This is a genomic window from Leptolyngbya sp. FACHB-60 (assembly GCF_014695775.1).
GTDB lineage: Bacteria > Cyanobacteriota > Cyanobacteriia > Phormidesmidales > Phormidesmidaceae > Nodosilinea.
Genome location: NZ_JACJOX010000043.1, coordinates 18,967 through 40,390, shown reverse-complemented (window position 1 = coordinate 40,390; position 21,424 = coordinate 18,967). Strand labels below are relative to the sequence as shown.

Genomic DNA, 21,424 nt, shown 5'->3' with positions numbered 1-21,424 from the left:
GGCAATCAGCCCGGATGGACTTTTATTGTGCCAATAAACAGCCTTACCAAAATGAGCGCGATTTTTCTGTAGTTGAAAAGAATATTAAACATACTAAATTTCAATCCATGAATTGTCTCTGAGCAGAGTATAAACTCGCTTGCTTGGAGTATTGAAGGGGTTTATTTTGCAAAATGTTAAGCCAAATTATTTTCTTTAGGCAAATTATTTGGTGAGCAGTCAGAACCTAAAAGTCTCTGCTTAAGGCCCAGCGTAAATTTTTTATTTTTCACCCTTAACTGCCGCTTTTCTCTCATCCTTTCGAGAGATGTAGGGGCCCAATCTGCTCCCTAAAGTCTCCCTTAATGGATAACCGTTTTGTCTAAGGTTCTACAGGGTTAAACCGCATTTATTTTTTGAGGCAGAGCTGCCGTATCAAGTCAGTGATCCTGATCGTCGTAGGTACGTCATTGCCCAAAGTGACGCACCTGAGTCAACCCCAGCGGGAGGGTGAGCCAACGCTACAACCCACCCATAGCAGCGTCAATTGCTGGCTCTTTGCTGAAGCTCTTTACTGAGATGAGATGCGGTAACGGTCTATCCCAACGCTCCCAGCTTCAATTTCCTTACGTGCACAATCCAGACTCAACTAACGATTAGGAAAGACCATGGCCACTAAATTTCCGAAATTTAGCCAGGACCTGGCCCAGGACCCGACCACGCGTCGGCTCTGGTACGGGATTGCGACGGCCCACGACTTTGAAAGCCACGATGGCATGACCGAGGAGACGCTGCATCAAAAGATCTTCGCCTCTCACTTTGGCCATGTGGCGATCATTTTTCTGTGGACTTCTGGCAACTTATTCCACGTTGCCTGGCAAGGTAATTTTGAACAGTGGATTAAAGATCCGCTCAAGATCAAACCGATCGCCCATGCGATTTGGGATCCTCACTTTGGCCAGCCTGCGGTAGATGCGTTCACCCAGGCGGGGGCTGTCAGCCCGGTTAACGTGGCATATTCAGGGGTGTATCACTGGTGGTACACCATCGGCATGCGCACGAATAATGACCTCTACATGGGGGCGGTATTTCTGCTGCTGCTAGCCGCTCTGTTTTTGTTTGCTGGATGGCTGCACTTACAGCCCAGGTTTCGCCCTAGCTTGTCCTGGTTTAAGAATGCGGAATCGCGCTTAAACCACCATATAGCTGGGCTGTTTGGGGTGAGTTCTCTGGCCTGGGCCGGGCACCTGATTCACGTGGCCATTCCTGAATCGCGTGGGCAGCACGTTGGCTGGAATAATTTTCTCACCACGCCCCCTCACCCTGCCGGGTTGAAAGCCTTTTTTAGCGGCGATTGGGCTGCCTATGCCCAAAACCCTGACACGGCCGACCATATGTTTGGCACCGCCCAGGGTTCGGGGACGGCGATCTTGACCTTTCTAGGTGGTTTTCATCCCCAAACCGACTCACTGTGGCTGACGGATATGGCCCACCACCACTTGGCGATCGCGGTCATCTTCATCATTGCGGGGCACATGTACCGCACCAACTTTGGTATTGGCCACAGCATCAAAGAGATTCTATATGCCCACACGCCCCCCAATGGGGCGCTCGGCGAAGGGCACCGGGGTCTCTATGACACCATCAATAATTCTCTACACTTTCAGCTTTCTTTGGCTTTGGCAGCGTTAGGCACCGTGACCTCACTGGTGGCCCAGCACCAGTACTCGATGCCGCCCTACGCCTTTATGGCCAAAGACTACACCACCCAGGCAGCACTCTATACCCATCATCAGTATATTGCTGGCTTTTTGATGATAGGAGCCTTTGCCCACGCCGCGATTTTCTGGGTGCGCGACTATGATCCTGTGGCCAACCGCAACAACGTGCTGGCCCGGTTAATCGAGCATAAGGAAGCAATTATTTCGCACCTGAGCTGGGTGTCGCTGTTTTTGGGATTCCACACCCTGGGTCTGTACGTGCACAACGACGTGGTGGTTGCCTTTGGCACCCCCGAAAAGCAAATTTTAGTTGAGCCGGTCTTTGCCCAGTGGATTCAGGCTTCTCACGGAAAGCTGCTGTACGGCATGAACACGCTGTTGTCTAACCCTGACAGCGTGACTCAAACCGCCAATGCCGTTTACCTGCCGGGCTGGCTCGACGCTATCAACAACACCAAGAACTCGCTGTTTTTGACCATCGGCCCCGGAGACTTTTTGGTGCACCATGCGATCGCCCTAGGGTTGCACACCACCACCTTAATTTGCGTTAAAGGTGCCCTCGATGCCCGAGGTACCAAGCTCATGCCCGACAAAAAAGACTTTGGCTTTAGCTTCCCTTGCGATGGACCGGGTCGGGGCGGTACTTGCCAAACTTCGGGCTGGCAGCAAGCCTTCTTCCTGGCGCTGTTTTGGATGCTCAATACCCTCGGTTGGGTCACCTTCTACTGGCACTGGAAACATCTGGCGCTGTGGTCGGGCAACATTGCTCAGTTTAACGAAAGCTCAACCTACCTAATGGGCTGGTTCCGAGACTATCTCTGGCTCAACTCCGCCCAGGTGATCAACGGCTACAACCCTTACGGCATGAATAACTTGGCGGTTTGGGGCTGGATGTTCCTCTTTGGACACCTGGTTTGGGCCACTGGGTTTATGTTCCTTATTTCCTGGCGGGGCTACTGGCAAGAGCTGATTGAAACCCTGGTCTGGGCTCACGAACGCACTCCCCTGGCCAACCTGGTGCGTTGGAAAGACAAGCCCGTTGCTATGTCGATTGTCCAGGGTTGGCTAGTTGGGGTAGCGCATTTTACCGTAGGCTATATCCTCACCTACGCAGCCTTTTTGATTGCCACTACAGCTGGGCGATTTGGCTGACAGGTGGCTCACTAAATTTCAGTCTTTCTCACGTAGAGTTGCCATGAATCATAAAACTTAATCGTGAGAAACCGCGCAGTTAGAAGGGAACTAACTGCGCTTTTTTTATGGCGTCAAAAATTAGGTTACGACCTTTGACCGTTGAGGATTGCTCTGGAAAGGTAAAGCATGGATAAAAGCATTACTGTAACAGCCTTAAACGGGGCTGATTAGGAGACACCATGACAGAGCAAATGACAGAGCAACGTACCCATAGAGGCATCGGTTTTTTCCCTAAGGAGGAGCAAGCCGAGCAAGCTATTCGAGCATTAGAATCATCCGGCTTTCCGATGGGTCAGATCTCAATTCTGGCCAAGCAGTTGGCAGACGATGTAGTGGCGGGGGGCGCTAAGACAGGCTCTGAGGTCAAGGGGCAAGATATTAACGACTCTAAACGACTGCCGCAGAATGCTCTAGCAGGAGGATTTTGGGGCGGTTTGCTGGGCGGCCTGACCGGTCTGGCAATGATTCCTGGGGCGGGCGCGGTGATAGCGGCAGGCTCCGTTGGTGCGGCTTTGGCTACGTTAGCCGCTGGACAAGGGGCAGGGGCGTTAGCGACTTCAAACCTCAAAGATGGGTTGCATTCCTTGGGCGTTCCCAAAGACCAAACCGGAGCCTTTAGTGATCGCTTAATTGGCGCAGAATTTATGGTGATTGTTGATGGCAGCCAGGAGGAAGTGAGTCAGGCTGAGTCGGTTTTAGCTGGCCACAGCATTCAAACCTGGGATGTCTACCCAATGCCGCAGTCTGAAGTCGGTTCTAAGTAGCCGATTCTAAGTAGAAAGAACGATTTGTCAGGGCTAATCGGGGGCTTTTCGATTAGTTGGGCGATTGCCTAAACGTCGATCTATTCCTTTCTGATGAGGATGTCCTAAACCCCCATTTCTAGACTGAAAGCGACGACCTAGGCAAATCCTTTTTTACGCGGTTTTAGCCTTCCTTGACCAGTCGTAACTGAGACTAAAGCCGCGATCGCAGCAGATGCGCGTTTAGGTGTTACCAGGGCTGTTTTGCAAGCTAGAGACACCACAATTAGCCATGATTCATTCTCCCTCCCCAGGTACGGCAGAAAAGCCCAGTGCTTTTCCGATCAAGGTTAGGTCATTTAAGGTGGCCGGGTTCTTGATCGGATTTGGCCTAGGCGGCTTTATCGACGCCATTGTTTTGCACATGCTGTTGCAGTGGCACCACCTAGTCTCGGGCCGGGTGCCGATGAATACTCTGGTAGGTTTGCAGCGCAACGTGATGTGGGATGGGGTTTTGAGCGCCGGCATGTGGCTGGTCGTAGTGGTTGGCCTGGGGGTGCTGTGGCGCGGTGTGCAGCAGACCCCCATTGTGCCTCTCACTACCTCAGCTTTTGTGGGCTGGATTTTGATGGGGTGGGGCGGATTTCAGCTCTTCGACAGTGTCTTTTTTCACGCCCTGCTGGGGCTGCACCACATCCGGCCGGGGCCTAATTATTTATTCTATGACGCGGCCTTTTTCCTAATTGGCCTTGTATTGCTCGGGTTGGGTTTTCTCATGACGCGTAACCAAGTTGATGCTTAGCCATTTTTTCTTTCTAGCAGCCCTGGTGCTACTGGTTGAGCGGCTCGATTCACTGCGATCGCCGTTTCGTTCCCTAGCACGGCTCCAGATGGGGGCGATCGCAGGTCTTTTTAACGTCTGCCCTGTCCGGTTTTGTTCTGTTTAAATCTGTTTAAAGAGGAGCCACTATGAGCGTTCGTCTCTTTGCCTTAATCAGCGGCATTGTCTACGTGCTGGTTGGTCTGCTTGGCTTTGTTCCTACGTTTGTAGCCTCTCCAGAAGCTGCCCCAGCCCTAGCTGTAGAGGTGGGCTACGGCTATCTGCTGGGCCTTTTTCCGATCAACGTGCTCCACAATATTGTGCATTTAGCGGTGGGCTTTTGGGGCTTGCTGGCCTATCGAAGCTATTCGGGCTCGCGCACCTACGGCAAAGGTCTGGCCATCTTTTATGGACTGCTCGCCGTCATGGGCTTTATTCCGGTTTTGCAGACTACCTTTGGCCTGATTCCTATTTTTGGCCATGACATTTGGCTCCATGCCTTAACAGCCATAGTCGCCGCCTATTTTGGCTTCGTGGCTACCCCCAATAAAGAGCGCGAATCCACCATGGCCAGCCGAGGTCGGGGCTAAACCTGTCTATCAAAGTCAATCAAACCTATTGTAATCAGAGCCAAACATCATGTTTTTGCCCACTGAACAGGCCCAAGGTCTGACCCACTCTTTGGTAGCCCAGACTATGACAACCAGTGAGTTTTCCAACCTGGTTTTTCTGTCTGGCCCGCAGTTTTTTATTGCCCTCATTGCTGGGCTAGTAATGGCTTTCGCCTTCCAGTTTTTGTTGACCAACCTGACCGTGGCGGCCGGCATCTCCAGCGAGGTCGACCCCTTCGAAGAAGACGAGGCCAAGAGCTGGGGCAAGCAGGCTCGCAGCATGGAATCTAAAGTCGGCGGCTGGATGCTGTTTACGGTCAATGCCGCCCTTTTCACCGCCTGCTTTTTGGCGGTCAAGCTCACCCTAATTCAAAGCATACAGTTGGGGGCCATTGTCGGCGTGGTGATTTGGTCGGCCTACTTTCTGCTGCTGCTGTGGGCTGGCTCGCGCACGGTGGGGTCGGCTGTGAGTGCCGTAGGCAGCACCGCTAGCGCTGGGGTGCAGGGGGTGGTCGGCACGGTGGCCACGGCCCTCGGCGGCAGTGCCGTCAATTCTCAGATTGTCAATACGGTAGAAGCGTCTGTGGCAGCCGTGACCCAACAGCTCAAGTCTGAACTCAGCTCAGACATGGCCCCCGATCGCCTGCGGGAAAACGTGGCCGACTATCTTAAAAAGCTACGGTTGCCCGGCTCTGAGTTGGGCGATATGAATAAACAGATTCTAACCTTGCTGAAAAATGCCGCTCAGCCTTCGGCCTCTTCGGAGAACGGTGAAGGGAACAGTGGCGGGAACGGTGTAAACCTCACCAATATTGCGTCAGAGGTGGCCAAGGCGGCGGCACCGGGTGGATTGACCTCGGGATTAATTCGTCTAGCCCAATCGGCGGCTCCCGAAGAGCTAAAGTCGGGCAAGCTTCAGGATGTGGTGAACCAGCTCAACCGCACGTTGCAGGCGCAGTCGGGCGACGGGCTACAGCAGCAGGTGGTGGGGCAGGCGGTGAATGCCCTGGTTTCCACCGTGGCCCAGCGGGTCGATCTGTCTGATGTGGATGTGGAGCAGATTGGCCAGCAGCTCAGCTCGCTGGGGCAGCAGGCCTCTAATCAGGCCAGTCGAGCCGCCGATCGCCTCAATGCGCCCGGCACCTTTTCGCTGCTGCGCACCGATATCGAGAACTACCTGCTGAAGTCGCCCTCCTGGTATTTGCGGTCTGAAAATTTAGACAGCGGATTTCGCGAAGTGCTGCGCGACCCCGATGCCGACGCTGGGCTGGTGCGCCAGCAAATTGAGCCCCTGAACCGGCGCTATTTTGTCTCGGTGTTGCAGCGCCGCGATGGGCTCGACGACAGCCGCATCAATGACTTAGCCGACCAGCTAGAGCTGATTCGACAGGAAGTGCTGAGCCAGGTGCGCGACGCCGAGGAGGAGGGCAATCGCCAAGACCTGCGGCAGCAGGTTGAGACCTACCTCAGCTCTGCACCCAAAGAGGCGCTGGCGAGCGATCGCATTGCCCAAGACTTTCCGGCTCTGCTAGCCGACCCCGAAGCCAGCTACGAAACCGTGGGCAACCGCCTGGTGCAGTTTGATCGCGACACCCTCAGACAGATGCTGCTGAGCGGGCGGCAAGACCTCGACGAAAATGAGATCGAGCCCATGTTAGACGCCCTGGAACAGGCCCGCGATCGCATCTTGAACCAGTCCCAGGAGCAGTGGAGCCAGATGCAGCACCAGGCCGGCGAGTTTCGTGGCCGGGTGGAGGCATACCTACGGGAAACCAACCCCACGGATCTTTCGCTGGAGCAGATTCAGCAAAATCTGGAGCGGCTGGCCAACCTGCCCGAGTCGGGGCTGCTGGTGGCTCGCGCCGGTCTGGGCCAGCTAGACCGCGACAGCCTAGAGCAAATGCTGGCCCAGCGAGAAGACCTTAGCCAGGAGCAGGTGCATCAGATTGTCGACCAGGTTGAGTCGGTGCGTCACAGTATCGTCCACGCTCCCCAAGAGCTAGCAGGTCAGGCCCAGGACCAAATCAATCGGCTGATCAGCCAGATTGCTGACTACCTGCGCAATACCAACCTCGATGAACTCGACCCCGACGGTATTCGCCACGATTTGCAGCAGCTTTTGCAGTCACCCCAAGCCGGCAGTGCGGCGCTGCGACGACGGCTGGCCCAGGTCGATCGCGACACCCTGGCTCGCCTGCTCAGCCAGCAGGGTCTGAGCGAATACCAGGTCAACCAGGCGATCGACCTGGTGCTGGACAGCGCCCGCACCGTGGTCAAAGCGCCCCAGCGACTGGCCACCCGCGCCCGCGACCAGGTGCAGGACGTGCAAAGCATCCTGACCGAGTACCTCAAAAACACCGATCGCGAGGAACTCAACCCCGAGGCGATGGAGCGCGATCTGCGCCTGCTGCTGAGCCAGCCCCGCGAAGGTCTAGAGCAGTGGCAAGAGCGTCTGGCTCAGTTCGATCGCGGCACCTTGGTGGCGCTGCTCTCCCAGCGAGACGATATCTCAGAGCAGCAGGCCAACCAGATGATCGACCAGGTAGAGGCCGTGCGGTACGACATTCTGCGCCAGGCCAAGTTGGCCAAAGACCAGGTACAGGATACTGTGCAATCTACTGCCCAGAATTTGACCGATCGCCTGCGTGGCTACCTTGATGCCCTCGATCGGCCCGAGCTCAACTACGACGCTATCAAGCGCGATATGAGCACCCTGTTTAACGATCCTGAAGCTGGCTTTGAGGCCCTCACCCAGCGCTTGGGCCAGTTCGATCGTGAGACCTTGACCGCCCTGCTCAGCACCCGTACCGATATCTCTGAGGAGCAGGTCAACCAGGTGATCGACCAAATCGAAGCCGCCCGTGACAGCGCCCTGCACCAGGCCCAGCGACTCCAGGAAGAAGCTGAAAAGCGGATTAGCGCCCTCAAGCACGAAGCCAAAGAGCAGCTGCAAGAGGTTCGCAAAACGGCTGCCACTGCCGCCTGGTGGCTATTTGGCACAGCCCTAACGTCTTTGGGTGCCGCTGCGATCGCAGGCATTCTTGCCGCCCGAGGGCTGGAATTCTTGAGCTGACGATACCGAGAGGGAAAGTTATGAATTAGTTCGAATGGTAAAACGCTGGGGTTGCTGATGCGGATGAAAAAGTTTTCGGCGATCGCTCTATAGATTTTGGCCTCAAGCTCCCATTGGAAATTTCGCCAATGGGAGCTTGAGGGTTGTAGAGCGGCCGGGTGACGTTAACCCAGTTGTAGCCTCAAATAGGGAATTTGAGTCCCCAAAACAATTCCCGTTAGGAGTCAAAACACTCCGTTTAGAAATCCTTTTAGGGCGAGCGAGTCAGTAAGCTGTGAGCTGGGTTCTTTGTGGAGTAGGCTCGCTATGGGGGCGGCGACACCAGCGTATCGAACGATTTTGGCGACGTATCTGAAACCGCAGCGGGGGCGGTTTGGGTGGTTGGCGATCGCCCTGCTGGGGGGGATTGGCTTGCAGCTGCTAAACCCGCAGATTTTGCGTTACTTCATCGATACGGCGATCGCGGGTGGGCAACAGCAATCGCTGCTGTGGGCGGCGGGGGCGTTTATGGCGATCGCCATTTTGCAGCAGGGGCTAGCGATCGCCACCACCTACTTCAGCGAAACCATTGCCTGGCGGGCTACGAACACCCTGCGTCTTGATCTGGCTCGCCACGCCCTAGGCCTTGACCTGGCCTTTCACAAAGCCCACACCCCCGGCGAGCTGGTAGAGCGGGCCGATGGCGATGTGGATGCCCTGTCGCGATTTTTCTCGCAGTTTGTGTTGCAGGTGGTGGGCAACGGCCTGCTGGTGGTCGGCGTCTTACTCATGGTGTGGCGCGAAGACTGGCGCGCTGGGGTGAGCCTGAGCTTGTTTGCCCTGGTGGCCTTTGGTGTGCTGGGTAGCCTGCAAACCTTGGCCGTTGGCCCCTGGGGCACCTACCGCCAGATCAGCGCCGAATTTTACGGCTTTGTGGCTGAGCATCTCAGCGGCCTTGAGGATATTCGCGCCAACGGGGCCGTTGGCTACGTGATGGATCGGTTTTACAAAATTCTGCGGCGGTGGCTGGCGGCCTTTCACCAGGCCCGCTTTACCAGCACTCTGCTGTGGGGCAGCACGGTGGGACTGTTTACGGTAGGGAACGCGATCGCCCTTGCCGTTGGGGCCTACCTCTGGAGCCAAGCCGCCATCACTATCGGCACCGTCTATCTGCTGTTTTACTACGCCACCCTGCTGCAAGACCCGATTGAGCGCATCCGCGAAGAGCTAGAACAGCTCCAGCAGGCCCAGGCCAGCATTCAGCGCATTCAGGATTTATTGGGGTATCAAACTCAGGTGGGCCCCGGTGGTCAAGGGGTTTTACCCACGGGTGCGCTATCGGTGGAGCTTGAGGAGGTGTGGTTTGGGTATGGGGAAAAGGGTGCAAGGTTTAAGGTGCAGGGTGCAAGGGAAGAAGGTGACCTTGAAACATCTAATACTTCCTTGAAAGAGCGGTTCGTCAACCAGACCTTAAACCCAACCCCTGAAACCTTAAACCAGACACCCTACACCCTCCAATCCCTAACCCTCCACCTCCCTGCCGGGCAAACCCTCGGTCTGCTGGGTCGCACGGGCAGTGGCAAGAGCACTCTGGCGCGGTTGCTGCTGCGGCTGTACGACATTCAGCGGGGGCAGATTTGCTTGGGAGGGGTGGATATCGCCCAGGTGCCGCTGCGGGAGTTGCCGCACCACGTGGGGTTTGTGACTCAGGATGTGCAGTTGTTTCAGACCTCAGTGCGCAATAATCTGACGTTTTTTAATGGGCACATTGGCGATCGCGCCATTCTGCAAACCCTGGAGGATCTGGGCTTGATGCCCTGGTTGGAGGCGCTGCCAGCAGGGCTAGATACGGAACTGGGGGCCGACAGCGGCGGGCTGTCGGCGGGGCAGGCGCAGCTGTTGGCCTTTGCGCGGGTGTTTCTTAAAGATCCGGGGTTGGTAGTGCTAGATGAGGCGTCGTCGCGGCTCGACCCACTGACGGAGCAGATGATTGAGCGGGCGGTGGATCGGCTGTTGGTGAACCGCACCGGGATTATCATTGCCCACCGGCTAAAGACTGTGGAGCGGGCTGACCAGATTTTGATTTTAGAGCAGGGGCAGGCGGTGGAGTACGGCGATCGCATCTCCCTAGCCCAAAACCCTGCATCTCGCTTTGCCCACCTACTCCAGATCGGGACGGTCGCTGGACTTGAAATTGGCAATGGGCGATAGCGGCAGACCGTTATCCTGAAACACTGTTGAGAATTGATGCCAACTGACGGTAAGATTTCAGCATCCTCTCTGGCATCTAATGCTTTGGATGTAGATTGCTAGGGGTTGCTCCAAAAGGCTGTCTTCAAAGAATTGGCGGCTGGCTTTGGGGCAACCCCGTTTTATCGCTCTCGTTTTACTGCTATAGCGCTGCTGCGCCCTCGCCATGACCATTACCCTTTCCCAAGCTGACTACGCAAACTGGCTCGACGAGGCCACTTGCCCCAGAGCAGAGGGTGAAGTCACAGCTTATCCCTCTGCTCTGGGGCGAGGGCAACAGCGCTATGTGGCCCTGCGCGAGGGCGTCGAACTCTGTATCGAAGATCTCTGTCTGCACGATGATCTGGAGATTCAGCATTGCGATCGCGAACATCCGCTGGAATTTATTTTTGAGCAAATTCATAGCGGCGGCAAAAGCAGCCAACGTTACGCCTTTTTTGGCAGTGGGTTGGCTCCGGCGGAGTCCTGGCGGGTCCCCGGCAATCGACGGATTGTCGGTATCAACGTCCATGTCGATCCAAACGCCTTCCGCCAGTGGATTGGAGAGGCTCGCGATGATCTCCCAGACCTGTTGCGCCCTGCGGATCAGCGCTACCTAGAGCGCTCTGGCATCCCCACGGCAGCGATGCAAATGGCGGTGCAGGCGATTTTGCACTGTCCATTTCAAGGGCTGACCCAGCGGCTCTACCTGGAAAGCAAAGTTTGGGAGCTGATGGCGCTGTTGATTGAAGACCTGAAAACAATGCCTGACAGCTTCAGCCCACCGGCCCTCAAAGCCGACGATGTGGAACGCATCCACTACGCCAGCAAGTTGCTGTGCCGCCAGATTGCCCAGCCCCCCACGCTGATTGAGCTGGCGCGGGCGGTGGGCATCAACGACCACAAACTCAAGGTGGGCTTTCGCCAGGTGTTTGGCACCACGGTATTTGGCTATCTGCACGAGCACCGCATGGAGCGATCGCGCCAGCTGCTCGAATCGGGCGATCTCAGCGTCACCGCCGCTGCCGAAGCCGTGGGCTTTGCCAGCCGGGGCCACTTCGCCGCCGCCTTTCGCCGTAAGTATGGAGTGAATCCGGGAGTGTATGTAAGGGGGAGAAGGGCGTAGGGGTGGATGGGTAGGCGGGTAGGCAGGTGGATGGGTAGGCGGGTCGATGGGTGGATGGTACAGATTCCGCTTTATGCTCTGCACTGCAAACCCAATAATAAATATAGGGAGATTGTTTTCCTACCCTTCACTCGTCGCACACTTCGCCTACCCACATACTCATCCACCCGCCCACTCTCCCACTTATCTACTCTCCCACTTGCTTCCAAAAACTCCCAAATTTGATCGCAAAAACTCCGCCTAGGGATCATCCTTCGCTTTAGCGGCTCTCACTGACCTGTATCTTGTTGAGAAGTATTCCTGATTGCCTCGAAGCTATAGGCAGCTAAGGCATTGTCCTCAACGATTTAACAGGTGGTGTGATGGGAGTTCGATTGCAACGGTTGGTGCTGTTGGCGGGATGGCTGGCGCTGGTGCCGATGGCGGCTCAGGCCGAGACGACGCTGTCTTTAGCCGAGGTGGCGCAGCCCAGCAGCCAGGCCGCGGATCTCAATCTGGCCCAGGGGGCAACGCAGATTACTGGCGTGCGGGTTGAGGGCGAGGGTGCGGGTCTGCGTCTGGTGCTAGATGCGATCGGGCCGCTGGCAGAACCCACCACCTCGGTAGTCGGCAATGCGCTGGTGGTAGACATTCCCAATGCGGTGCTGGCTCTGCCCGAGGGCGAGAGTTTTGAGCAGTTTGGCCCTGCTGAAGGCATCGCCCTGGTGAGCGTGACTAGCCTGGAGGATAACCGCGTAAGGGTGTCGATTACCGGCAGCGACGGGCCACCAGCGGTGAATGTAAGCACCGAGGCAGCGGGGTTGGTGCTGGGTATTACGCCGGGACTAAGCTTGACCTCCGGGGAGGAGGAAGTTATTCGTATTGGAGTGACAGGTGAGGGCGATGAGGGCTACGACCCTCGTGATTCCAGCACCGCGACCCGTACCGATACGCCTCTGCGCGACATTCCCCAGTCGATTCAGGTGATTCCTCAGGCGGTGATTGAAGACCGCGATGCGCGGGAGTTAGGCAATGCTCTAGAGACAGCGGGTTCGGTGGCCGACAATAGCGGTCGGGGGCTGAGCGTGTTTGGCCCTGGCTTTCTAATTCGCGGCTTTGAAAACCGGGGCGGCGTTTTTCGCGATGGGGTCGAGGCGGTTTCGCTGGGGGGGCTGAGCACCAACGACATCGAGCGGGTTGAGGTGCTGCGCGGGCCTGCCTCAGTGCTGTTTGGCCAGGGTGAGCCGGGTGGCATTATTAACCTGGTGCCCAAGCGCCCGCTGAGCGAGCCCTTTTATGACATCTCTGCGGGTGTCGATAGCTTTGGCAGCTACGACGGAGCGGTTGACCTATCGGGACCCATCACAGACGACAGCGCTCTTCGCTACCGACTCAATGTGTCCTACGAAAATCTCAACAGCTTCCGCAACCTGGTGGATGGTAACCGGCTGCTGATTTCGCCGATCATCACCTGGGATATTAGCCCCAGTACCTCGCTGGATGTGTATGGGCAGTATACGAGCGATCGCGAAACCATCGACGAAGGTTTGGTGGTGGGTGCCAATGGCATTATTGATCTGCCGCGCGATCGCTTTTTGGGCGAAGATTTTGGCGAATTTTCCCAAGACCAGTTCAACCTGGGCTATCGGCTCAACCACGAGATTAGCGAGAATCTTGACCTGCGCCACACCCTTCAATACCAGCAATATTCGCCGCGCCGGTATGCGCCACTGTTTGATTCGCTGGATGAAACAACGGGTGAACTGGGGCGCTTAGCCTACTTTGCGGGCGGCAAGTACCAGCGCTTTTTTACCAACGCCGAGGCGGTGGGTCGATTCAGCACGGGCTCAGTAAACCATGAGGTGCTGTTTGGCGTTGAGTATCGCAATACGCTAGAGCAGCCCGAGTTTCAATTTAGCAATTCCTACAACTCCATCAATATTTTTAACCCGGTCTACACGGGCATTCCCTATGCCATTGAGCCCGAGTTCTTTAGGGATGACACAATTAGAACCCTGGGCATTTACCTGCAAGATCAGGTTGAAATTTTGCCCAATCTCAATCTGCTGGCTGGAATTCGGTATGACACTGCCGATCAGTTCCGCACTACCCAAGATATTGGCCAACCCCGCGAAGAATTTAGCCAGTCAGACAGCGCCTTTTCGCCCCGGGTTGGCATTGTTTATCAACCGATTGAGCCGGTGTCGCTCTATGCGTCTTACACCACCTCGTTTCAGCCTTCCTTTGGGGCGAGCCGCAACGCTGACGACTCGACCTTTGACCCCGAGCGGGGGCGACAGTTTGAGGTGGGGGTCAAAGGCGATATTACCGACAGCCTCAGCTTTACTGCGGCCCTGTTCGACATTCGCCGCCGGAATGTGCGAACTCCTGACCCCAACAATCGGCTGTTTACGGTGCAGACGGGTGAAGTGACGAGCCGAGGCTTTGAACTGGGCTTAGGCGGCGAAGTTTTGCCAGGGTGGAACCTCACCGCCAACTACACGTCGCTGGATGCCTTTGTCAGCAAAGATAACTCTACTCAGGTGGGCAATAGTCTGGCCAATGTGCCCGACAACCAGTTCAGTCTATGGAGCACCTACGAAATGCAAGAGGGAAGTTTAGAGGGGCTGGGCTTTGGTCTGGGATTGTATTACGTCAGTCAGCGAGCGGGTAATTCGGACAATAGTTTTACGCTGCCCAGCTATTTCCGCACCGATGCAGCGCTGTTTTACCGCCGCGACAACTGGCGAGCGCAGCTCAATGTCGAAAATCTATTCAACAGCCGTTATTTCACCTCGTCGGATCAGTTCTTGGGAGTAAATCCCGGAGCACCGCTAACGGTATCAGCCCGAGTGGGGGTGGAGTTTTAGGAGAGCGGATGGGCAATGGCAAGCTGCATAGATGAGGTGAGACAGTTGAGTTTACGAGTGCTACGCCAGTGGGGAATTAACTTTTGCTTGGCGCTAGTGACCCTAGGATTAGTGGTTGCTTGCCAGGGGGGAGAATCAACCGTCGATCAATCGACTGCGGTGGATTGCACTGAGGTTGAACATGCCGCTGGAACGACCTGTGTGCCTAAGACCTATGAGCGGTTGGTGACGCTGGATGGGGTGACGTTTGAGTATGCGATCGCATCTGGCCTCTCCCCCATTGCCACAGCCGTAGGTGGCTTGATGGAGCACATGGCCGAGCAAGTGGCCCAGGTTGAGAACGTAGGGCTGGCGGGAGAACCTAATTTAGAGGAGGTGCTGGCCCTCAAGCCCGATTTGATTGTGGGGCTCGATGGCAATGAGGCAGCCTATGCCCAAGCTACTCAAATTGCGCCGACGGTTATGTTTAGCTTTGAGCACAGCGGTCAGTGGAAAACGCTGTTTCAGCAGATGGCGGCGGCGCTAGGGCAAGCGGATGCGGCGCAGCAGACGATGGCTGCTTACGATGCCAGAACGGCAGACTTTAAAGCTCAGATGGGCACGCGCCTAAACGACCTTCAGGTGTCGGTCGTGCGAATTTATCCTGAAACCATTAATCTCTACCTGCGGGATTCGTTTGTGGGCACTGTGTTGCAAGATGCGGGGCTGGCCCGCCCGACCGCTCAGGATGTTGGAGCTGATGAGGCAACGGCCCTTTTCGACAACCCTATTCAAACCAGCATTAGCCGAGAGCTGCTGGAGCAGGCCGATGGCGATGTCATTTTTCTCTGGACGGGTGAGAACACCCCTGAGGCGATGGCAACGGCCCAGCAAAAACTAGAGGCGCTGCAACAAGACCCGCTCTGGCAACAGCTCAAGGCGGTGCAGGCTGGGCGGGTCTATGCCGTACCCAGCTATTGGATTGGCAGTGGCCCGATCGCCGCCAATGCCATTCTGGATGACTTGTTTAAATATCTTGTGGAGCCGTCGTAGGCATGCCCGACCAGTTGATTGTATGCAAAAGCTGCGGCTTTTCTGAGGATGAAGAGAAGCGCGATGGCGAAACGGGCGGGGAGCACCTGCTGAAGCACCTGGAGGCACTACATTCGCAGTGGGCTCGCAAGGGTGAGTTGGCGATCGAGACGACGGGGTGTTTGTGCGTTTGTGAAAAGGCCTGTGCGATCGCCTATGTGGGCACTGGCAAGCCTACCTATCTTTTTGCTGACCTCGACCCTGCTACCTGCGCCGCCGATCTGCTCACCGCTGCTGAGCTATATCTCGACCACAAAGACGGCATGGTGCCCTGCTTCAAGTTGCCTGATGAGCTTCAGTCTCGCAGAATGGCGCGAATTCCGCCCGCACCTTAGGTGATTTATGGCTGGGGACGACGCTGCCGTTATATTTGCACGGCACCCAATGAAGCGTGGCCGATGCGATCGCACTCAATGTATAGCGGATGAGGGATGAAGCGATCGCTGTTGCTGCTTACGCTAACAGTTAAGCGCTCCTAGGAGCCGTCGTAAAAGAAGTGGTTTTATGACTGAGAATCAACATAACAATCCTGACAACGCCCCATCTACTGATGCGGAAACCTTCGATCCCCGTGACTTAGTCAATAAGGGTGGCTACGACAAAGACCCCCAAGAAATCCTTTCAAATCCTGCTGTCGTCCCTCAAATGCTCGGCGATCGCCGCGACGAAGATGGCGCAGGTATGGGTCAAGTCGATGACCAAGACTCTGAATAATTTCGTTGCGGTCTTTAAGACTAATGGCGATGGATGCTAGGTGATGGATTGGTGCTGCCTAATCCAATTTTCTGCCCATTGAAACTTTGCTTTAGTGCGTTTGGTTGCTGGCTTGTCTTCGGAGCGATCGCCCACATAGCAGTTAGTAGGTTAGGTTGAGCTAGCGTAGGCTTTGCCTGCTCGCAGAGTAACCCAACGCCCAACGTTAAGCTGGCACTATGCAATACCATAGTGGGTTGAGAGTAAAATTCTTCTGAGATTGTTGGGTTTCCTTCGTCAACCAACCTACAAGAGCACTTCAAGTTGCCTGATGAGCTCCAATCTTGCAGAATGGCGCGAATTCCGCCCGCACGTTAAGAGTGGTGGGTAATGCTTGTTATTTTGCTGGCGCATCACGCGGCTTAATTAACAGCCCCATTGCTACTGTAGCTACATAATTATTCTCACCTAACTTCATATCTCGCGAGTATCTACCCTCAGTGACAAAGCCGTGTTTCTTATAGAATTTGATAGCCCTTGTGTTGTTCGAGAACACAAATAATCCAAGCTTTTCCAAGGTAGGGTGTTGCTTCGCCCAATTCAATAGAGAAATGATCAATACATTTGAAATTCCGCGCCCTCTCCAGCTAGTCTCCACCCACATTGAGTCAATATCGGCAAAGTGACGTGTCCGTCGATAGGAACCTGATTCAGCGCGAATCATCCCAACAATCTCACTCTCTACTTCTGCAACCAGACAAAGATTGCCTGGGCACTCCTGGTCTTCCGCGATCGTGGCTTGTTCATCTTCAACAGTCGTCGTTAGCTCTGTTGGTTCCGCTAACGTATAAAATCCCTCTTCGACAACTGAACGAAACAGGCTCAACGTCGCAACTGCATCTTCTGGTATGGCACTGCGAATGGTGACTTTCGTCCCGTCTGCTAAAACCTGTGTTGAAGCTTCTAAAATTGCCATTTAGCTAAGTTGTATTTCTAGCGCAGGTGGATGGTGAAACAAGTTGATGTTGAAAGTTAATAAAGATGCTCAAAGCATCACCTTACAGATAAATATGGCAAGATAAAAAATCTATTGGACACTCTTATCTGCCTAATTCCTTCTACGGAGTAGATAGGCAGCAAATAATTCGCATAATAGCCTTCCTATGGAAAAATGATTGTGGTACTGATAGAGAAATCATCTTTCGAGACCCAGTGAGTTGGGATAAAATCCTGCTAGGACTGATAGGTTTCTTTCGTCAACCCAACTACAAGAGATCTGCGATCGCGCTAACGATAGCTTGAATTTGTTCCGGTGCAGCGGGCTTGTTAGACTGCAATTACACTGGTGTCTGTTGGTGAAGAACTAACTCCCACACTCCACCACTGAGTGTATACGTGCTGTTGATCAGGGCTACGTATGGTTCGCTACCTTCACGTCGTGCAGTCACCCTGTATACGAGTACTTCAGCCCTTTCTGATAAGGAAATTACTCGCGGCTCTTCGATTTGAAACGATTTCCAGGGTTGAGCGGCTAAAGACTGTAAGATTTTCTCTTTCCCCTCAATGATCATCCCGCCTGGGAAGAGCATGACTGCATCATCACGGAGAACGGAATTGTAGACTTTTTGCTCGCTTCCACTCCCGTTGATAGGGCTTGCCAGCCTTGCTCTTCGAGATTAATCAGGTACTGCATTGTGGTCATTCCTTCCGGTCAACAACCAATTTAACCTCTGAACACTCAACCGACTAAATGGTATACCCCCTGCCGTCGGGGGCGGCGATCGCCAACATCAAGCCCGCTACCCCCGCAATTTGGCACATTGAGCAGCCCGTTTAACAGCCTACCTATGCCAAATTGACCCAGCAGTGTAGCCCCAAGAACAGCTCTCTACAGAAACTCCGTTGAGTAGCCAAAAAGATCCGGCGGGGAGCCCTGGGGGGAAGTGGGGGAGTGGGAGAGTGGATGGGTAGATGGGTAGGCGGGTGGATGAGTGGATGGGTAGATAAGTTATTGGATTGTCCAGGTGGAAGCGTTTTTGATCATGTTGACGAGTTGCCCTAAGACTTGGTCGTAGTTGCGATAGAGGTTCCTACCGGTTTCGGCATCTAAATATTGGCATTTAACTGCAAACTCCAACCAAATTTGGGTTTCTGTTGCTTCAGCCTGGCAGTCACTGATTTTTGCAACAAAAGCAGCTTGATATCGCCGTTTTCGCCAAGCTTCTCCCAAATTGGCACACACTGATCGAGACGACCTTCGAATCTGGTCAGTCAAGGAATATCTTTCCTCAACTGGAAACCGTTTAGACACCTCAAAAATCTCCATAGCTGTGGCAAAAGCCACCTGATAAACCTCCAAATCCCGATAACTCCTGACCAATCCCCTAGCCATCCCCTATACCCTTTCCTTGCCGTCTCCCTCCAAATAATTCCCATCTCCCGCCCACCCATCTACCCATCCACCCATCCACCCATGCCACCCATGCCCCCCATCACCCACCTCCTCTGGCAGCTAATCCGCTACGCCCAGCGGCTCTACTGGGTCGATACGCTGCTGTGGCTATTCATTCTTGGGCTGCCAGCCGTGCCGGGGCTGATCATTCGCGAATTTTTTGACACCCTCACTGGGGAGTCTCGCCTTAGCGATTCGCCCTGGGTCTGGATTGGACTGCTGCTGGCGGTGGGGCTGGCGCGGGTGGTGGCAATTTTTATAGGGCGAATTACTAAGACTCAGCACCGCTTTTTGATCAGTGGCCTGGTGCGACACAACCTGCTGCATGAACTGCTAAAGCGCCCTGGGGCCGAGCTGGCAACGGGTGGAGCCGATGGCCAAAATGCCTCCCCTGGTGAAATTCTCAGCTACTTTCGCGACGATGCGACGCAGATTGAAAATGTGGTGGTGGGCACCAACGAGATCTTTGGCGCTGGGGTGTTTGCCATGGGCTCCGTGGCGCTGCTGATCAGCGTCAACCCGACGATGACGCTGCTGGTGTTTTTGCCCCTGTGCGCGATCGCCCTCCTCGCCCACCAAGCCGAGCACCGCCTCAAACGCTACCGCCGCGCCAGCCGCCAGGCCACCCAGCAGGTCACCGGGTTAATTGGGGAATTGTTCACCGCCGTACAAGCGGTAAAGGTAGCCGGGGCCGAAGCCCAAATGCTGGAAGAACTGCGGGAAAGGTGCGATCGCCGCCGCGACCTAATGGTGCGTGACCAAGTCTTCACCGCCATCCTCAACTCCGGCTTTGAGAATATCGTCAGCATCGGCACCGGGCTAATCTTGCTGGTCGCCTCCCAGAGCCTCGGTGCCCAGGGCGACCTCACCGTGGGCGACTTTGCCCTGTTTGTCTATTACTTATCGTTTGTCACCTACTTTCTCGCCTTCCTCGGCAGCTTTATTGCTACCACTAAGCAAAGCGAAGTCTCCTTTGAGCGGATGGGAGGGCTGGTGGGAGCGTGGGCGGGTGGGAGTGTGGACGAGACCAGTATTCATGAAATAACCGAAGCTCAAACATCCACATATTCACCAACCCACCAACCCGCCAACCCGCCGAACCACCAACCCGCCTACGCCCTCACCCATCCCCACCCCCTCTACCTCAAACCCATCCTCGGCTCAGAGCCTGCGCTGCCGTCGAAGGTAGGCGCGATGGTCAAAGATCGGCCCGCGATTGCCATTACACCTTCCCCCCTCAACGAGCTGCGGGTTGAAGGGTTGACCTACCGCTATCCAGGCGGTGGCGGCATCAGCGATATCAGTTTTACCCTCACCCAGGGCAGTTTGACGATCATCACCGGACGGGTGGGCGCGGGCAAAACCACCCTGCTGCGGGTGCTGCTGGGGCTGCTGCCCAAGCAGTCTGGTGCGCTCTATTGGAATGGTCAGCCAATTCTCGACCCGGCGAACTTTTTGGTGCCGCCTCGGGCGGCCTATACGCCGCAGATTCCCCAACTTTTCAGCGCCTCATTGCGGGAGAATCTGCTGCTGGGGCTAGGGAATGCCGTTGGCCCAGAACAGCTTGATCGAGCGATCGCCACCGCCATCTTCGATCGCGATCTCGCCCAAATGCCCGAGGGGTTAGAAACCCTAGTCGGCACTCGCGGCTTTCGCCTTTCTGGTGGGCAAAAGCAACGAGCTGCCGCCGCCCGCATGCTGCTGCGCCAGCCCGCCCTCATGGTGTTCGACGACCTCTCCAGTGCCCTCGATGTCGAAACCGAGCAACGTCTTTGGGAACAGTTATTTGACAGTGGAAAAGTAGAGGGTGAACGGTATCAGGTGCAAGGTGCAAGGTGCGAGCCAGCACCCAATACCCAGCACCCAACACCTGATACCCAAAACCCATCCACCCATCTACCCATCCACCCACCCACCTGCCTCGTCGTCTCCCATCGCCCTGCGGTGCTCAATCGCGCCGATCAAATTCTGGTTTTAGAGCATGGGCGCATTGGGCGTTGCTGAATCGTAATTGTCACAAGTCGCTGCTCCTACTGACACCGATGATAAGACTAATTCTCGATGGATTGGCTGATGGGCAGGCACAGCGGGGTGTTAGACACGGGGTCAGTGATAATGCGGCTCTTTAAAGCAAAAACCTGCTGCACCATTGTTTCGGTTACGACTGTGGTCGGTTGCCCCTGGGCGATGACCTGCCCGTTGCGCATAGCGACCAGATGATGGCTGTAGCGACAGGCCATATTCAGGTCGTGGAGCACCATGACGATGGTGCGCTTTGCCTGGCGGTTGAGATGGTAGAGCAGATCCAGCACTTCAATCTGGTGGGCCAGATCGAGGTAGGTGGTGGGTTCATCCAGCAGCAGGGTTTCGGTGTCTTGGGCCAGGGCCATGGCAATCCAGGCCCGCTGGCGCTGGCCGCCGGAGAGAGTATCGAGGGGGCGGTTGGCAAACTCGTGCAGGTGGGTGGTGGCGATCGCTTCCTCCACTTTCAGCTCATCGTCCTTCGACCACTGCTGTAGCCAGGTTTGGTGGGGGTAGCGGCCCTGGGCGACCAGCTCGCGCACGGTCAGCCCCTCTGGGGCGGCAGGACTTTGGGGCAACATACCCAGGCGTTTAGCCAATTCTTTGGTGGGCAGATGGGCGATCGCATCGCCATCTAAATACACCGTACCGCCCTGGGGTTTGAGCAGTCGCGCCATGCCTCGCAGCAGAGTTGACTTACCGCAGCCGTTTGGCCCCACCAGCGTGGTGATCTGCCCCTGGGGAATGGCGAGATCAAGTCCCTGAATAATCACGTTGCTGTCGTAGGCCAGGGTGAGCTTGCGGGTGGTGAGGGCGATTTGGGTAGCGGTGTTGGTCAGCATGGGGAAGGTTTGAATGTTGA

15 protein-coding genes are annotated in these 21,424 nt (G+C 55.4%); 12 read left to right on the top strand and 3 right to left on the bottom strand.

The genetic code is table 11. From position 1 onward, the window contains the following. The first annotated feature begins 647 nt into the window (after positions 1 to 647). The 11 genes from psaB to H6F57_RS16400 all read left to right on the top strand — a co-directional run bounded on the left by psaB (position 648) and on the right by H6F57_RS16400 (position 16,109). The gene (gene psaB / locus H6F57_RS16450; protein ID WP_190630022.1) at positions 648 to 2,852 is read left to right on the top strand and encodes a photosystem I core protein PsaB; all 2,205 of its coding nucleotides are present in this window, start codon (positions 648 to 650) and stop codon (positions 2,850 to 2,852) included. A gap of 221 nt (positions 2,853 to 3,073) precedes the next feature. Continuing rightward, positions 3,074 to 3,658, top strand: a complete 585-nt coding sequence (locus H6F57_RS16445) for a hypothetical protein (RefSeq protein ID WP_190630021.1) — start codon at positions 3,074 to 3,076, stop codon at positions 3,656 to 3,658. Positions 3,659 to 3,929: 271 nt separating this feature from the next. Then, positions 3,930 to 4,439, top strand: coding sequence for a DUF2243 domain-containing protein (locus tag H6F57_RS16440; protein ID WP_190630019.1), 510 nt, complete (start codon positions 3,930 to 3,932; stop codon positions 4,437 to 4,439). Between the two features lie 167 nt (positions 4,440 to 4,606). Beyond that, positions 4,607 to 5,047 (top strand): DUF4383 domain-containing protein, encoded by a 441-nt coding sequence (locus tag H6F57_RS16435; protein ID WP_190630017.1) that lies wholly within the window; start codon positions 4,607 to 4,609, stop codon positions 5,045 to 5,047. A gap of 49 nt (positions 5,048 to 5,096) precedes the next feature. Continuing rightward, positions 5,097 to 8,141 (top strand): MFS transporter, encoded by a 3,045-nt coding sequence (locus H6F57_RS16430; RefSeq protein WP_190630015.1) that lies wholly within the window; start codon positions 5,097 to 5,099, stop codon positions 8,139 to 8,141. Between the two features lie 306 nt (positions 8,142 to 8,447). Further along, positions 8,448 to 10,331, top strand: coding sequence for an ABC transporter ATP-binding protein (locus H6F57_RS16425; protein WP_190630013.1), 1,884 nt, complete (start codon positions 8,448 to 8,450; stop codon positions 10,329 to 10,331). A 205-nt stretch (positions 10,332 to 10,536) separates the two neighbouring features. Further along, positions 10,537 to 11,475 carry an AraC family transcriptional regulator gene (locus tag H6F57_RS16420; RefSeq protein WP_190630011.1) on the top strand — a complete coding sequence of 313 codons (939 nt, stop codon included), beginning with the start codon at positions 10,537 to 10,539 and terminating at the stop codon, positions 11,473 to 11,475. A gap of 362 nt (positions 11,476 to 11,837) precedes the next feature. After that, entirely contained in the window at positions 11,838 to 14,324 is a 2,487-nt protein-coding gene (locus tag H6F57_RS16415) for a TonB-dependent siderophore receptor (RefSeq protein ID WP_190630009.1), read from the top strand. Between the two features lie 15 nt (positions 14,325 to 14,339). Then, positions 14,340 to 15,356 (top strand): iron-siderophore ABC transporter substrate-binding protein, encoded by a 1,017-nt coding sequence (locus tag H6F57_RS16410; protein ID WP_190630007.1) that lies wholly within the window; start codon positions 14,340 to 14,342, stop codon positions 15,354 to 15,356. Positions 15,357 to 15,358: 2 nt separating this feature from the next. Continuing rightward, on the top strand, positions 15,359 to 15,730 hold the full coding sequence (locus H6F57_RS16405; RefSeq protein ID WP_190630005.1) for a DUF1636 domain-containing protein: 372 nt from the start codon (positions 15,359 to 15,361) through the stop codon (positions 15,728 to 15,730). Positions 15,731 to 15,899: 169 nt separating this feature from the next. After that, positions 15,900 to 16,109 (top strand): hypothetical protein, encoded by a 210-nt coding sequence (locus H6F57_RS16400; protein ID WP_190630004.1) that lies wholly within the window; start codon positions 15,900 to 15,902, stop codon positions 16,107 to 16,109. Between the two features lie 376 nt (positions 16,110 to 16,485). On the opposite strand, the gene H6F57_RS16395 is transcribed toward H6F57_RS16400, so the two are convergent. Together H6F57_RS16395 and H6F57_RS16385 are read right to left on the bottom strand one after the other, a co-directional pair. After that, entirely contained in the window at positions 16,486 to 17,064 is a 579-nt protein-coding gene (locus H6F57_RS16395; protein WP_190630002.1) for a GNAT family N-acetyltransferase, read from the bottom strand. Positions 17,065 to 18,096: 1,032 nt separating this feature from the next. After that, positions 18,097 to 18,480: a four helix bundle protein gene (locus H6F57_RS16385; protein ID WP_190629998.1), complete on the bottom strand. Its 384-nt coding sequence runs from the start codon at positions 18,478 to 18,480 to the stop codon at positions 18,097 to 18,099. 90 nt (positions 18,481 to 18,570) lie between these two features. On the opposite strand from H6F57_RS16385, the gene H6F57_RS16380 reads away from it, so the two are divergent. Then, positions 18,571 to 20,544: an ABC transporter ATP-binding protein gene (locus H6F57_RS16380; RefSeq protein ID WP_190630041.1), complete on the top strand. Its 1,974-nt coding sequence runs from the start codon at positions 18,571 to 18,573 to the stop codon at positions 20,542 to 20,544. 47 nt (positions 20,545 to 20,591) lie between these two features. Here H6F57_RS16380 and H6F57_RS16375 read toward each other — a convergent pair whose 3' ends face one another. Continuing rightward, positions 20,592 to 21,401 carry an ABC transporter ATP-binding protein gene (locus H6F57_RS16375; RefSeq protein ID WP_347279974.1) on the bottom strand — a complete coding sequence of 270 codons (810 nt, stop codon included), beginning with the start codon at positions 21,399 to 21,401 and terminating at the stop codon, positions 20,592 to 20,594. Positions 21,402 to 21,424: the final 23 nt, after the last annotated feature.